The following is a 14,952-nucleotide window of genomic DNA, read 5'->3' on the forward strand; positions in this document are numbered from 1 at the left end:
CAAGTAAAATAGATCAGTTAGTTACTATGATTGGTATTATTCAACTAAGCTTCTTCTACAGTTAATACACCCACTTGCATATTCACTATTTTCACTTCAGTACCTGCCATTAAAGGTTGTTTCGATTTTACTTTCCAATCAATTCCTGAATAACGATGGGTCACTGTTTTACCCAATAAAAGATCTTCTTCTAGCGTAAATGTTTCACCCACCATGCCATTATCAACTTGATGCGATTCAACTTTATTCTGCATACGTTTCATTGGCTGCCAACTGATTAATGCCACCAGCGATGAGATCACTGCTGTTGCTAATAATGCATTCACTAAGGTTTCAGGTAACAAACCCAAGGCCATCAATACGCCGGTAATAATGGTGCCTATACCCACAAATAATAAAACAAAAGTGGAAAAGCCTAATACTAAGACCTCAATCACCAGAAAGATAAGCCCCAGTACTACTAAGCTTTGTGGTAAATGTGTAAGAAAGTAGTCAATCATTAGCTTTTACCTTTATTCAAGCTAGTAATAATAGTCATCGCCTGTGCAACCATTGATGCAGCATCATTGCCGCTATCTGGTAGTAATACCACAGATGACTCTTTAGCAATGGCTTGTTTAGCCTGAATCGCTTTAGTTGCAAGGTCTAACTGAATCGCTTTTTGTCCTGACTCTGTATTCGCAGCCTCACCGACTTTATTTAAGGCTTCAGCTTGTGCTTCTGCCACGGCAATAATCGCTTCCGCTTCACCTTGTGCACGTAATACTTGCTCTTCTTTTTCAGCTTGAGCTTGTAACACCACAGATTGTTTTTGACCTTCCGCCACATTAATGGCCGCTTGACGGTCACCTTCAGACTCTAAAATTTGCGCACGTTTAACACGCTCTGCTTTCATTTGTGTTTCCATCGCTTCCATTACGGTGGTTGGTGGCACGATATCTTTGATCTCATAACGTAAAACCTGAATACCCCATGGTCCTGCCGCCTCATTAATTGAAGCAACAATATTAGTGTTTAATACATCGCGCTCTTCAAAGGTTTTGTCTAGCTCCATTTTACCCAGCTCTGAACGCATAGTCGTTTGTGATAATTGCGTTACTGCAAAGACATAATCATCAACACCATATGTGGCTTTGTAAGGGTCTAATACGCGGAAGAACAGCACACCATCAACACTTAATGAAATATTATCTCGCGTGATCGCACTTTGACTTGGTACATCAACGGCTTGCTCTTTTAATGAGCGGTCAGCACCAATATGATCAATAAAAGGCACTAAGAAATTTAATCCGGCTTCACGTGTTGATTGATATTTACCGAACCTCTCCACTAGGTAAGCACGGTTTTGTGGCACAAAAATAATCGATTTCTTTAAAATGATCACCACTAATATCAAGATAAAAACCTGTATATTGAATATATACTCCAATAAGATATCCATGTTTGCTTCCTTTTGTAGATGAGATAAATAATAGATTTAGTAAATTTTAAAATGCCCTGACAACAAGCTAACAACCGTCACTATCAGCCAATTTTATGAATGCATTTCAATATCATACAGTAAAGGATATGTGAAATACGTTGCACCATTAACAATATTTCCATTAAGCTTGTTTATATTAATACGCAGCTTTGCACTATTCAGCTCACTATATAAAAAAACCTACATCCAAAAGATGTAAATATCTCTCACAAAGGAAAAGTAATGTCACAAAAAGTTTATTGCATCGCCATGTTTCGCGCGAAGCCAGGTAAAGAAGACGCATTATTCAAGATACTTCAATCACTAGAGCCTAACTCTCAACGAGAAGATGGCTGCATTCAATACTTGGTGACAAGACAAATAGAAAACCCATTTGCAACAGGTGAAAGTTACCCTTTTGTGTTTAATGAAATTTGGGCAAATAAAGCGGCTTTTGAGGCACATTGTCAACGTAAAGAGATAGTGGCTTTTTTTGAAGAACAATGTGTTGCAGAAGATGGTTTAGTAGAAGCACACAATGTCTGTGTTTATAGTGATCAGCCTGCGAACTTCGACGCGCCGAAGCTATAACTTCACTGTAATGAAGAGTCAAATTTACTGACCAAAGCCAGCATTACTGCTTTGGTCGCTTAATTAAAGAGGTTAGTTAAGTAATAAGGCCTTTTTACTTAATAATTTTGTCCAGCCCCCCACAAACTGTTATTGTAGCGATCATTATTAGCCGATCAGGAAATTATTATCGTGAGTGACACCTCTTTTGCAAGTTTGCCTTTATCAAAGAGCCTTTTAAGTAATCTAGAATCATTAAAATATCAGCAAATGACTGAGATACAGGCACAATCTTTACCGCTCATTCTAAAAGGTGAAGATGTGATTGCACAGGGTAAAACCGGCTCAGGTAAAACTGCGGCATTTACGCTTGGTATTTTACATCACTTACGTGTTAAACAGTTTAATATTCAGTCTTTAGTGATCTGCCCTACGCGAGAATTAGCCGACCAAGTGGCCGCTGAGATAAGAAAATTAGCGCGTGCTATTCATAACATTAAAGTACTGACTTTATGTGGCGGTACACCGTTGGGCCCACAAGCGGGATCTCTAGAACATGGTGCACATATTATCGTTGGTACACCAGGGCGTATTCAAGATCACCTAAAGCGTGGTTCATTAAACTTACAAAACCTATCAGTACTGGTGCTTGATGAAGCAGATCGTATGTTGGAAATGGGTTTCCAAGATGCCATTGATACCGTGATTGAACATTGTCCAAAACAACGACAAACACTGCTGTTCAGTGCAACTTTCCCAGAAGGTATTCAACAAATTGCTAAGCGTATCTTAACAGAGCCAAAACAGGTCACAGTGGCTGCAACCCATGATAATGCCAGTATTGAGCAAACCTTCTATTCAGTTCAAAATAACCAGGACCGTATGCTGGCCTTACGTTTATTACTGAATCGTCACCAGCCTGATTCAAGTGTTGTGTTTTGTAATACTAAGCGCGAAGTACAAGAAGTAGCAGAAGAGTTAGCAAACCGAGGTTACACTGCGCTGGCTTTACATGGTGATTTAGAGCAAAAAGATCGTGACCAAGCCTTGATCCGTTTTGCCAATAAAAGTGCTCGCATATTAGTGGCAACAGATGTCGCGGCGCGTGGTTTAGATATTGATAACTTAAGTGCGGTATTTAACTTCCATGTTGCACACGATCAAGAAGTGCACGTTCACCGTGTTGGACGTACTGGCCGTGCAGGCAGTAAAGGTCTTGCGTTTACTTTTTACAGTAACAAAGACGATTACCGTATCAAATTATTAGAAGATATCTTAGATCGCAATATTAGCGCCAGTGAGTTACCTGACCCAAGCCTTTTAGATGTGTCTCCTGCTCCATCGGAGATGGTGACTATCCGCATTGAAGGAGGTAAGAAACAAAAAATCCGTCCAGGTGATATCGTAGGTGCATTAACTGGAAATGATGGCATTACAGGACAACAAATCGGCAAGATATCAGTGTCTGATTTTTGGTCTTATGTCGCCGTTAGCCGTGAACATTTAAAAATTGCCTTTAAAAAGCTCAGCGAAGGTAAGTTAAAAGGCAGAAAATTCCGAGTAATGGTAGTGCGCGGTTAATTTTTAACAATGTGAATACAATGCGCTATTGAGAGATATAAGAATTCAATGGCGCTTCATAAACATATCAAATAAACCAGGTTTAAATTTAAAAACAATAACTTAATCTAAAATTCACCCTGCCTATTTTGTAAACCTTCATCCCATTAAAAAAATAACGATTTGTTTAATTTCCTTGATTATTCCTTTTGTAACAGAATGTATCATCGCAAAAAAATAAAGTAAGTAAATGTAACTTAATCGATTTTAGTGTTGGGCTTCAATAACGCCCTCCCCTTATCTCTATATACTCCATTTCAAGTTAGCAGCAGCGCTTTTAAACATTTAATCAACGACGATTATGAGCAACAATGGAGAATCACTCATGAACTTATTCGGCAATTTACAAAAAGTAGGGAAGTCATTAATGCTTCCTGTATCCGTATTACCTATTGCAGGTATTTTATTAGGTGTGGGTGCCGCTAAATTTAGCATACTACCAGATGTAGTATCACAGCTAATGGAGCAAGCAGGCGGTGCAGTCTTTGGTAACATGGCATTATTATTTGCTATCGGTGTAGCACTTGGTTTTACTAAAAATGATGGTGTATCAGCCCTAGCTGCTGCAGTGGGTTATTACATCATGATGCAAACCATTGAAACATTAGCACCAGGCGCGAACACAGGTGTACTAGGTGGCATCATCGCCGGTGGTATTGCAGCAGCCATGTTTAATCGCTTCTACAATATTTCATTACCTGATTACCTTGGATTCTTTGCAGGTAAACGTGCAGTGCCAATTATGACCGGCTTTGCTGCGATTATTATGGGTGCAATATTAGCCGTAGTTTGGCCTCCAATTGGTGCAGGTATTGCCTCATTCTCACATTGGGCAGCAAACCAAAACCCAACGGTGGCATTCGGTCTTTACGGTGTGATTGAGCGTTCATTAATTCCATTTGGTTTACACCATATCTGGAATGTGCCTTTCTTCTTTGAAGCAGGTTCATGTGTGAATGCTAATGGTGAGCAACTAAACGGTATTTTAACTTGTTACCTATCTGCTGATGATGCAACACGTGCTGCAGGTAATGGTTTCGGTCAATTAGCCGGTGGTTACATGTTCAAAATGTTTGGTCTACCAGCAGCAGCGATTGCTATTGCACACTCAGCTAAACCTGAGAACCGCGCAAAAGTAATGGGTATCATGTTATCAGCTGCATTAACATCATTCTTAACAGGTATTACAGAACCAATCGAATTCTCATTCATGTTCGTAGCACCAGTTTTATACGCAATCCACGCTTTATTAGCAGGTTCAGCATTTGTTGTAACAAACATGTTAGGTATGGTTCACGGTACTTCGTTCTCACACGGTTTAATTGACTTCCTAGTACTGTCAGCAAACGCTCAAAAAATCGTTTACTTTGTGATTATTGGTCTAGTTTACGCAGCGGTTTACTACACATTATTCAGAGTAGTAATCAAAGCACTTAACCTTAAAACACCAGGTCGTGAAGATGAGGAACAAGAAGCATCAGCAGTATTAAACAACGAAGAGATGTCTTCAGCGTTAGTAGCTGCATTCGGTGGTAAAGAGAATATCGCAAACCTAGATGCCTGTATTACACGCTTACGTATCAGCGTTGAAGATATCAAGCTAGTTGACCAAGCTGGTCTTAAAAAATTAGGTGCCGCAGGTGTTGTTGTCTCTGGTAACGGTGTACAAGCTATCTTTGGTACGCGCTCTGATAACTTAAAAACGGATATGGAAGCTTACTTAGGCAGATAATCCAATCAAAAACTAACTTGCTAATGACGGATGATTAGCAAGTTGCTAAGCAAGGTGGTCATAAATTCAGAGATAATACTGAATAGATGACCACCTTTTTTGATTTCCACTATTTTTCCCCCTCAATCCCGTTAAACTATCAAACTTCAACATTGTGTGTTAAAAAAGTCATATTGTTTATTGTTTTATAACCATAAAGGATATGCGATTGACCACGCCAATAACGATTCAATTCAATGATGCTATTGATACAATCTCTGAACAAGACTGGCAAACCTTAAGCCATTCCAACAACCCTTTTGTTGATTATCACTTTTTTAAAGCACTTGAAACGAGTCAATCCGTTAGTATCAATCAAGGTTGGCAAGCACACCACCTGGTAGCAAAGTCGCAGGAGCAACCTGTTGCGGTAATGCCCATGTATTTAAAAAGTCACTCTTGGGGCGAATATGTCTTTGACTGGGATTGGGCGGATGCTTTTGAGCGTTATGATTTAGATTATTACCCTAAACTCGTGTCTACTATCCCTTTTACCCCCGTAGAAAGTAACAAAGTACTCTCATCTACTTTGCAGGTCAGCGACCTATTTTCAACCTTAATTGAGTATTGTGAACAGCAGCATATTAATAGCTGGCACATTTTATTTACTGAGCAAATAAAAACACCTTTACCTGAAGATGTGTATCAACGTAATACGGTTCAATTTCATTGGTTTAATCGCGGTTACCAAGATATTAATGACTTCTTTGCTACTTTCACCTCTCGTAAAAGAAGAGCAACCAGAAAGGAAAGACTATCTATTGCTCAACAAGGTTTGACAATACGTCATTTAAACGGTCATCAAATCACTGAAAAAGAGATAGCGTTTTTCTATTTAACCTACCAAATCACCTATTTAAAGCGTGGCCATCAACCACATTTAAATATCGATTTTTTTAAACAGATCATCTCCTCTATGCCAGATAACATTTTATTAATCATCGCCAGTGACCAAGATGAAGATGTTGCCTGCGCGCTATTTTTTCACGATGACTCACAATTATATGGTCGTTACTGGGGCGCAACGGGCTACTACAACAATTTGCATTTTGAGCTCTGTTATTACCAAGGTATTGAGTTTTGCATCAATCACAACCTGAGTCGTTTTAACCCAGGAACACAAGGAGAACATAAGATCCAAAGAGGCTTTGAACCCGTATTAACCTATTCATATCATTGGATTATGCATCCTGGCTTTAAACAGGCAATCAAAGATTTTTGTCAACAAGAGCGATCGCATATGCTAACGTACCAAGCACAATGTCGTGCATTATTACCCTTCAAAAAAGCAGATAAATAACGATGACAAACAAACCTTATTCGCAAGCTTCTGAAAATAATAAAACACCTATTCTAGCTATTTTAAAAGAGGTTTTTGCAGACAAGAAACAGATACTAGAAATAGGCTCGGGTACAGGACAACACGCCATTTTTTTTGCACAGCATTTACCACATCTATTGTGGCAAACCAGTGACCTTATTATTCATCATCAAGGGATTAAAATGTGGTTAGATGAGTGCACTTTAAGTAATGTCCAGCCCCCTATTTTACTCGACTTGCATCATGATTGGCCGACACCAACTAATCATATTCCTCTTGATGGTGTCTATACTGCTAACACCTTGCATATCATCAGTTGGTCATTAGTTATTAAGTTCTTTGAAGGTATCTCAACAAACTTACCCGTCGCAGGTAAAGTGTGTATCTATGGCCCTTTTAAGTATCAAGGTGAATTTACCAGTGACAGTAATGCGGATTTTGATTTATGGCTGAAGGAGAGAGATAGCCACAGTGGTATTCGTGATATAGAAGATATTTTATTACTGGCCGATTCCGCAGGGCTTAAGTTGATAGAAGACTACAAAATGCCTGCCAATAATCAATTATTATACTTTGAGAAAATCATATAAAAGGCAGTCAGAAGAGACTAAATTTTAATAGCATTGTAAAATGCCTATAATTAATCAAAAATAATCATCACAATAATATATGATTGTTGGCATACAGATAGGGTTATACCCATTACATTAATTAAGTGGACCTATTAAAGTAGGTCAGTAATGAGTTTGATAGGTATTATACCTCCTAATACAAGTGTGAGACATAAGATGAAAGATTCGGAAAACTTCAGCGTCCGTGTAAACTTTAGGCCACAACAGAGTGTTGCTGTGCCTGCGGAAACAAGCTTACATTGGGGGAGAATTATCACCTGTTTATTGCTAGTTGTATTAGTGATCGCCTTAATAATTGGACTTTCACAACCCTTTTTAATCCAACAAAAGCCAACTATCGAAAACACTAATGATGCTAGTGCTTTGAACTCGACTAATACTTCACAACCTAATCAAGATATCGCTAAACCGGATACTAAACCTCTCAATGCACCACTAGCGTTAAACACTGAAATATCATCTAACCAACAGGCTATCAATGTAAATAAAACAAGTGTTGTTGCCGTAGCAGAAAATAAGCCACAACTAAATATAGCACCCAAGCAAGAGCAGATTATCGATACCAATGATGTTGCACTAGCTAGCGTTACAGAAAATCTACAAGATCAGAATATTGATGCTAAACAACTACAAACAACGATTGCCGAGGATCCAACAGTCATTTCTGAAGATGAAGATCAGGCATCCATAGCCTTAGAAAGTACTCAACAAGCGGTTATCGACATCAACAACATTGATCAGATACAAGCTGAATCAATACCTGAAACTGAAGCCGTTAACTTAGCAACAAACAACATTAACCAGTTTTCAGAAGAAACAAGTAAAGGCGATGATGCTTTTACTGATATAGATGCCCATGTTAGCAATACTAATATTGAAGACACTTCAACCGCTGACCTTGACGCTGTAGAAGAGCCACAACAGGAAAAAGTGGTTGAGCGTAAACCAACTATTATCGTGGATAATGAAACAGAAATTAATGAGCAACACCTTCTTGCACAACATATCACTCTGCCACCTTCTACCTTATTAATACAAGGCACAGTGCAACGCTTATCAGATCATATTAATCGCTTTCAAATAGCCCCTATGGTGGAAGATCATGAACCATTAGGCACCATTAATGATATCGAATTTGAAGATGGAACACTCACGATATATGCCTTTTCTGAAGTCTACGACCTTAAAGATACCGTGCTCTATTATGTTTGGAGTTTAAATGGGCGAGATGTTGCAACTGTACCGATTAAGATAGGCGCTGACCGATGGAGAAGTCATTCCACCAAATTTATTGAACCAAGCATGAAAGGTCAATGGTCAGTAAAGTTACAAAACTCACAGGGTGACACCTTAGCTATTAACCAATTTACTTATGAGCCATAGTAAAACCAGTAAAATAGTAAATTAAAGTAATGTCCTCAAATAAAAAAGCCACTGATAAACGCTATCAGTGGCTTTGTTGTTTATAGCAAACGAGTCATTAATGTAACTTAGGATCAAAGGGTTTTGATAAGCTCATCGGTGTTGATAGTTTCTGTTTTAAAGAGTTGGAGCTGATTAATACCATCACAATCAAGGTTGCTAGATAAGGCATCATCGCTAGCAAGTTAGGTGAGATATCAAAACCAAAACCTTGCATCACTAAATGCAAAATAGATGCAATACCAAATAGGTAAGCCCCTAACATCAAATACCCTACTCGCCATGAAGCAAATACCACCAGTGCAAGTGCAATCCAGCCACGCCCTGCGCTCATATTTTCCATCCACATAGGTGTATAAGAAAGTGATAAATATGCACCAGCTAAACCAGCCATTGCACCGCCAAATAAAGTGGCTAAATATCTAATTTTAATCACCTTAATGCCCAGTGCATTAGCCGAATGAGGGTTTTCACCTACTGCTCTGACGGTTAAACCAACACGGGTTTTGTGTAATACCCACCAGGTTGCGCCTGCAATGAAGAAACTCAAGTAGATTAGAATATCTTGATTAAACAGCAGGTCACCAATAAAAGGAATATCACTTAAAAATGGAATCGCTATCGCTTTAAAACCAGGGATAGTTGAGCCGACTAAACTTCCACCCATAAAAGAGCTTAAACCGATGCTGAAAATCGTTAAAGCTAATCCCGTTGCTACTTGGCTCGTATTTAAACTTAACGCTAATGCACCAAATAAGAGGGCCATGATCATACCGGCAACCATGGCTAGTGACATCCCTAAAAATAAGTTACCAGTATAATAAGCACCAGCAAAACCTGCCATTGCGCCCATTAGCACCATTCCCTCCTGGCCTAAATTAAGCACACCTGATTTTTCAGTAACCAACTCACCTAGGGCTATGAGTAATAAAGGTGTACCGGTTTTCAATGCAGCAATTAAGATTTGTTGAATGAGTTCCATATCCATGTTGAGATCCTTTCTATTTATTGCTGTCACTGTTAGTGACTAATTCACTATCAGCTGAACTTGGTAAAACTGGTTTTTCAGGTAACGCTTTAGACTTGAATGAGACTTTATAATTAATTAAAAAGTCACATGCGAGCATAAAGAACAATAAAATGCCTTGAAATAAACCTGTGATGGCAGTAGGTAAACCTAACTCTATTTGCGCTAAATCACTGCCCATGTATAAACAGCCCATAAATAACGCTGAAATAATAATGCCAAATGGATTTAAGCGGCCTAGATAAGCCACAATAATCGCAGCATATCCGTAACCAGGTGAAACAGAAGGAATCAATTGACCTATCGGACCTGTTACTTCAGCAGCGCCAGCAAAACCAGCTAATGCACCGGCAAATAACATCACACCCCACACCACTTTATTACTGCTAAAGCCTGCATAACGAGCTGCAGCTTTATCTTCACCATACACGCGCACAATAAACCCAGGTAAGGTTTTAAACAGTGTAATTCCTGTAATAATCGCAATCACAACTGCGATAACAATACTGATCGATGCACGCCCTTCTTCTTGAATTAGGGGTAATAAAATGGCATCCGCAAACATTGCTGATTCAGGAAACCCAAAACCTTGCGGATCTGCTAAAGGCCCATGCACCGCCCATAGCAAGGTATATAAACCAATATAATTGAGCATAATAGTTGATAGAATAATATTGGTTTTGAAGAAACGATCTAAGGCTGTTGGAATAGCTGCCCACAACGCACCTGAAATAACACCTGACATCAAGATCAGCGTAATCATACCAATGCCGGCATCTTCACCAGCTTGAATGGCAAAATAACTACTGACAACAGCACCGATCAATAACTGCCCTTCCGCACCAATATTCCAAATATTGGCGCGAAAACAGATAGCTAGACCAGTAGCACAGAGCATTAAAGGAGCTGCTTTTACCATTAACTCGCCGATATTATAACTATCGCTCAGTGGCATGATCACAAACACTTCAAAGGCTTTGATTGGGCTCACTTCCAATAATACAAACATTAAACTAGACGCTAACATGGTTAAGGCAATGGCAATAAAGGGTGATAACCAAGCCATTAATTTTGCGCTTTCTATGCGCGGTTGAACACTAAGCATGGTTTGCCTCCTTGTGATCGATAAAGCCACCAGCAATCCATTTTCCGATCTCTTCAATATCTGTGTTTTGTGTTTCTACAATAGGAGATAAGCGCCCTTCATATAATGCGGTTAATCGGTCGCAGACAACAAACAACTCATCAATATCTTCCGATACGATCAGAATGGCTGCACCTTGCTCTCGTAATGCAATTAACTGCCGATGAATCGCACTGGCAGCACCTATATCAACCCCCCAAGTCGGATGAGCACAAATTAATACGCTAGGTGCTTGCTGCACTTCTCGACCAATTATAAATTTTTGTAAGTTACCACCAGACAAACTTTTTGATTGCGAGGTTTGATTATGGCATTTAACGTTATTATCACTGATAATTTTCTTGGCTAAGGCTTTGAGTTTGTTACCAAGAATAAAACCACCTTGAGTCAATGAAGCAGTATTAGTGAGTAAAGTATTATCAGTCAGGCTCATCTCTGGCACGGCTCCCTGACCTAATCGATCAGCAGGCACATAAGCCATGCCTAACGCTCTTCTTGCTCCAGCGTTTAAATGACCAATCTGTTTATCGGCGAAGGTAATACTGGCTTTATCAGCCCGTGTATCTTCACCACTTAAAGCTTCTAATAAATCCTCTTGTCCATTACCTGCAACACCTGCCACCCCTAATATTTCACCTTTTCTTAGGGTTAAACACACATCCGTTAACCCACAACCAAAGGGGTTGGTAGGTGCTAGGTTCAATTGTTGTGCAGAGAAAATAACTTCCTCGGTTAACACTTTAGGGTAGCTTTCAGAGAGTATCGCTTCACTCCCAACCATCATTCTGGCAATCGATTCTGGCGTTTCCTGAGCAGGGATACATTCACCCGTTACTAGACCACCACGTAAAATAACAGCTCGATCACATAGCTCCGTGACCTCTTTTAGTTTATGGCTGATAAATAAAACACTACCGCCTTCACTGGCGAGTTTTTTTAATACTCTGAATAAACCAGAGACTTCGTGGGGTGTTAATACGGAAGTGGGCTCATCTAAAATCAGTAGTTTTACGTTTTGAATGAGACAACGAAGTATCTCAACCCGTTGTCTTTCACCAATACTCAAGCTATGAACATAACGATCCGGATCAACATGCAGGTCATACTTTTTACTGATATCAATGATCTCTTGGCGTAGATCGGTTAATTGCTCAACAAACTCTTTATCTAAGCCGAGTTCTATATTTTCTTGAACAGTTAAGGTTTCAAATACTGAAAAGTGTTGAAACACCATACCGATGCCCATGGCACGCGCTTGATTTGGGGAGTTAATATCAACTTCTCGGTTATCCCAAAAAATAGCACCAGTATCGGGTTTATTCACCCCATAAATCATTTTAACTAAGGTGGATTTACCTGCACCATTTTCACCTAATAATGCTAATATTTCGCCCTTGTTCAGGCTCATATTGACATTGTCATTGGCAATCACACCAGGAAAGATTTTACTCACATTCCATAGTTTGAGTAGCGGAAAATTTGCCATATTATCGTTGCTTCCTTATTCGACTTCCATGCACTATATTGCTCATTCAATGCTTTACTTTGATTGTGTCTCTTCATTACGATATTCATAGGTATCTGCAAAACGGGATAATATCCATTCACCGGCCGTTACTTCCTGGTAAGGAGAAACTTCACCTTTGTCTACACAAGAGGCAATCGTACTCACCGGTGTATCAAAATTTGGCTCGACAAAAAATGGCATTGAAAAACGTGTTGTTTGAGAAGATGGGCTAGTCACGCGATGCTTTGTCGATTTATAACAATCGTTTGTCCAACGTTGCATCAAATCACCAATGTTGACGACGAAACTATCTTCAACCGGTGTGGCATCAATCCAATCACCCTCTCTATTTTGTACCTGTAAACCACCTATTTGATCCTGATACAACAAGGTAATACAACCATAATCCGTATGTGCACCTGCACCATTTTGTTGCCCCTGTTGTGGTGGGTAATGAATCAGACGTAATACACTCACTGGGTAGCTAAAATACTGACTAAAAAAATCAATGGGCAGTGATAATGCAAGAGCCATTGCTTTTAAAATTCTCAAAGCAACTTCCATACTGAGTTGATACTGTTGTTGCATTAGTTGAATAAAACCATCTACATTCGGGTATTGATTTGGTCCATATAAGTCGCTGCAACGAGCGACTTGAGGATGATATGGGCTAAGGTCTAAGGCCATATCAAAGGTTTCTTTATAGTCGCTTGGACCATTTGGGTCTAGTTTTTCAGCACTCACTTGCCCCCACCCTCGGTGATTGCTTGAATGCTGAATATTAATTTTTTGTTTAGCAAACTCAGGTAAAGAGAAAAAGGTGTTTGCCATCGCTTGTACATTAGAAAATTGCTGTTTAGGGATACCATGACCCGTTACGTAAAAGAATCCAGTATCTCGGCATGCTTTATCAATAGCTTCAATAACATCAGACCATTGGCTAATATCATCACTTTGCAACGCCGTAATATCAATAATGGGAAGGTTTAAGGTCATCCGATTTTCCTAACATTTTATTTATGGGTAGAGGGAAACTTAGTGTTAGCGCACTAACACTAAGTGAGGTTATTGCTTATTGAGGAATTTTGGCATCGATACCTTCTACGTACCACATCACACCCGCTAACTCTTCATCAGTTAACGTTTTACCTGCAGGAATAACTTCATTACCTTGGTTATCATTCATAGGACCAGTGAATGGATGGAATTCACCTGATTTAATTTTTGCTTCAGTCTCGCTGATGGCAGTTTTAATCTCATCACTTAGGTTTGGATTAACAGAAACGATTTGTAAAATCTCTTCTTTAAATCCCCCCCAGTAATCTTCTGGTTTCCATGTGTTATCCATGATTTTTTGCACTGTATCTATGTAGTATGGTCCCCAATGGTCACGTACCGAAAACATATGTGCATTAGGTGCAAAGTGGCTCATATCAGAAGCTTGACCAATACCCATTTTGCCACGTTTCTCTGCAGCAATAAGCGGTGCAGGACTATCTGTATGCTGTATGATCACATCAGCACCTTGGTCCATTAACGCATTGGCAGCATCTGCTTCTTTGCCTGGATCGTACCAAGTACTTACCCAAACGATTTTCATTTTAATATCTGGATTAACACTTTTAGCGCCCAAGTAAACGGCATTGATATCACGAATAACTTCTGGAATTGGGAATGAAGCGATGTAACCAAGCACGTTAGACTCTGTTTCCATACCCGCAGCAACACCTGATACATAACGGCCTTGATAAGTACTTAATAAATACGTACCAACATTCTTACCACGTTTGTAACCAGTAGCGTTTTCAAAATGCACTTTAGGGAAACGTTTTGCCACTTTAATGGTTGGATTCATAAACCCAAAAGAGGTGGTGAAAATAACATCATGACCTGATTTTGCTAACTGAGTAATAACACGTTCGGCATCGGCTCCTTCCGGCACATTTTCTACATAGGTGGTTTCCACTTTGCCATCAAAATGTTTCTCTAACTCTAAACGGCCTTGGTCGTGCTCATAACTCCAACCATGGTCACCTACAGGGCCCACATACACAAACCCCACTTTTAGTGGATCATCCGCAGCTTGTGTTGCAGGTAATAAAAATGCATTAACGGCTAATGCTGCCGCCGTCACTAATTTGTTGAACTTCATAAATAACTCCCTTTTATTTAACATCAATTAACATTTAACCTAAGGGCTGAAGCAAAAAGCAGACCAAGAAACGTTCAAAAAATAAAAAGCCTGCTATACCTAGCGGCACAGCCCTTTTCGGAAAATATTAGTACGAGTTATTCATCACTTTTTATGTTGACTTGTCCCCTTTTGGTGCATTTTCCTGACCATTTGCACAAATTATAAGATTCCCATTATTGTGAATTTACAAAGCATTGTTCACGCATCTAACAAACTCAGAAAATAGCCCTTCACCTATTATTTCGCTCAATAATAGCCTTAAATTCTGCAACGTTCATTTTC

The 14,952-nt window shown here is 39.4% G+C and carries 13 protein-coding genes; 6 read left to right on the forward strand and 7 right to left on the reverse strand.

Annotation, left to right across the window (positions count from 1 at the left end; genetic code table 11):
• Positions 1 to 44 precede the first annotated feature (44 nt).
• A complete protein-coding gene (locus DS885_RS01580; protein WP_258546821.1) occupies positions 45 to 500 on the reverse strand; it encodes an NfeD family protein in 456 nt (151 codons plus the stop codon).
• Positions 500 to 1,441: an SPFH domain-containing protein gene (locus DS885_RS01585; RefSeq protein WP_113817652.1), complete on the reverse strand. Its 942-nt coding sequence runs from the start codon at positions 1,439 to 1,441 to the stop codon at positions 500 to 502. The genes DS885_RS01580 and DS885_RS01585 overlap by 1 nt, the downstream gene beginning before the upstream one ends.
• Before the next feature lie 264 nt (positions 1,442 to 1,705).
• Here DS885_RS01585 and DS885_RS01590 point away from each other — a divergent pair, with 264 nt between their 5' ends.
• The 6 genes from DS885_RS01590 to DS885_RS01615 all read left to right on the forward strand — a co-directional run bounded on the left by DS885_RS01590 (position 1,706) and on the right by DS885_RS01615 (position 8,759).
• Positions 1,706 to 2,053, forward strand: coding sequence for a putative quinol monooxygenase (locus DS885_RS01590; RefSeq protein WP_113817653.1), 348 nt, complete (start codon positions 1,706 to 1,708; stop codon positions 2,051 to 2,053).
• Between the two features lie 171 nt (positions 2,054 to 2,224).
• Entirely contained in the window at positions 2,225 to 3,613 is a 1,389-nt protein-coding gene (gene dbpA / locus DS885_RS01595; RefSeq protein ID WP_113817654.1) for an ATP-dependent RNA helicase DbpA, read from the forward strand.
• A 364-nt stretch (positions 3,614 to 3,977) separates the two neighbouring features.
• On the forward strand, positions 3,978 to 5,384 hold the full coding sequence (gene ptsG / locus DS885_RS01600) for a PTS glucose transporter subunit IIBC (protein ID WP_113817655.1): 1,407 nt from the start codon (positions 3,978 to 3,980) through the stop codon (positions 5,382 to 5,384).
• A 202-nt stretch (positions 5,385 to 5,586) separates the two neighbouring features.
• Positions 5,587 to 6,723, forward strand: a complete 1,137-nt coding sequence (locus tag DS885_RS01605; protein WP_258546822.1) for a GNAT family N-acetyltransferase — start codon at positions 5,587 to 5,589, stop codon at positions 6,721 to 6,723.
• Positions 6,724 to 6,725: 2 nt separating this feature from the next.
• A complete protein-coding gene (locus tag DS885_RS01610; RefSeq protein ID WP_113817657.1) occupies positions 6,726 to 7,334 on the forward strand; it encodes a DUF938 domain-containing protein in 609 nt (202 codons plus the stop codon).
• 198 nt (positions 7,335 to 7,532) lie between these two features.
• On the forward strand, positions 7,533 to 8,759 hold the full coding sequence (locus DS885_RS01615; RefSeq protein WP_181817675.1) for a DUF2914 domain-containing protein: 1,227 nt from the start codon (positions 7,533 to 7,535) through the stop codon (positions 8,757 to 8,759).
• Positions 8,760 to 8,856: 97 nt separating this feature from the next.
• Here the strand turns inward: DS885_RS01615 and DS885_RS01620 are convergent, their stop codons facing one another.
• The 5 genes from DS885_RS01620 to DS885_RS01640 all read right to left on the reverse strand — a co-directional run bounded on the left by DS885_RS01620 (position 8,857) and on the right by DS885_RS01640 (position 14,628).
• Positions 8,857 to 9,786, reverse strand: a complete 930-nt coding sequence (locus DS885_RS01620) for an ABC transporter permease (protein WP_113817659.1) — start codon at positions 9,784 to 9,786, stop codon at positions 8,857 to 8,859.
• A gap of 13 nt (positions 9,787 to 9,799) precedes the next feature.
• Positions 9,800 to 10,930: an ABC transporter permease gene (locus tag DS885_RS01625; RefSeq protein WP_113817660.1), complete on the reverse strand. Its 1,131-nt coding sequence runs from the start codon at positions 10,928 to 10,930 to the stop codon at positions 9,800 to 9,802.
• Positions 10,923 to 12,455 (reverse strand): ABC transporter ATP-binding protein, encoded by a 1,533-nt coding sequence (locus DS885_RS01630; protein WP_113817661.1) that lies wholly within the window; start codon positions 12,453 to 12,455, stop codon positions 10,923 to 10,925. The genes DS885_RS01625 and DS885_RS01630 overlap by 8 nt, the downstream gene beginning before the upstream one ends.
• A 54-nt stretch (positions 12,456 to 12,509) precedes the next feature.
• Positions 12,510 to 13,472 carry an isopenicillin N synthase family dioxygenase gene (locus DS885_RS01635; protein WP_113817662.1) on the reverse strand — a complete coding sequence of 321 codons (963 nt, stop codon included), beginning with the start codon at positions 13,470 to 13,472 and terminating at the stop codon, positions 12,510 to 12,512.
• A 76-nt stretch (positions 13,473 to 13,548) separates the two neighbouring features.
• Positions 13,549 to 14,628: a BMP family ABC transporter substrate-binding protein gene (locus tag DS885_RS01640; RefSeq protein WP_113817663.1), complete on the reverse strand. Its 1,080-nt coding sequence runs from the start codon at positions 14,626 to 14,628 to the stop codon at positions 13,549 to 13,551.
• Positions 14,629 to 14,952 lie beyond the last annotated feature (324 nt).

Origin of the sequence: Psychromonas sp. B3M02, assembly GCF_003318165.1 — a bacterium.
GTDB lineage: Bacteria > Pseudomonadota > Gammaproteobacteria > Enterobacterales > Psychromonadaceae > Psychromonas.

Bases quoted from the DNA above. Each gene is read 5' to 3' on its own strand.
- DS885_RS01580 (WP_258546821.1), bottom strand. From the start codon at position 500: ATGATTGACTACTTTCTTACACATTTACCACAAAGCTTAGTAGTACTG.
- DS885_RS01585 (WP_113817652.1), bottom strand. From the start codon at position 1,441: ATGGATATCTTATTGGAGTATATATTCAATATACAGGTTTTTATCTTG.
- DS885_RS01590 (WP_113817653.1), top strand. From the start codon at position 1,706: ATGTCACAAAAAGTTTATTGCATCGCCATGTTTCGCGCGAAGCCAGGT.
- ptsG (WP_113817655.1), top strand. From the start codon at position 3,978: ATGAACTTATTCGGCAATTTACAAAAAGTAGGGAAGTCATTAATGCTT.
- DS885_RS01605 (WP_258546822.1), top strand. From the start codon at position 5,587: ATGCGATTGACCACGCCAATAACGATTCAATTCAATGATGCTATTGAT.
- DS885_RS01610 (WP_113817657.1), top strand. From the start codon at position 6,726: ATGACAAACAAACCTTATTCGCAAGCTTCTGAAAATAATAAAACACCT.
- DS885_RS01615 (WP_181817675.1), top strand. From the start codon at position 7,533: ATGAAAGATTCGGAAAACTTCAGCGTCCGTGTAAACTTTAGGCCACAA.
- DS885_RS01620 (WP_113817659.1), bottom strand. From the start codon at position 9,786: ATGGATATGGAACTCATTCAACAAATCTTAATTGCTGCATTGAAAACC.
- DS885_RS01625 (WP_113817660.1), bottom strand. From the start codon at position 10,930: ATGCTTAGTGTTCAACCGCGCATAGAAAGCGCAAAATTAATGGCTTGG.
- DS885_RS01630 (WP_113817661.1), bottom strand. From the start codon at position 12,455: ATGGCAAATTTTCCGCTACTCAAACTATGGAATGTGAGTAAAATCTTT.
- DS885_RS01635 (WP_113817662.1), bottom strand. From the start codon at position 13,472: ATGACCTTAAACCTTCCCATTATTGATATTACGGCGTTGCAAAGTGAT.
- DS885_RS01640 (WP_113817663.1), bottom strand. From the start codon at position 14,628: ATGAAGTTCAACAAATTAGTGACGGCGGCAGCATTAGCCGTTAATGCA.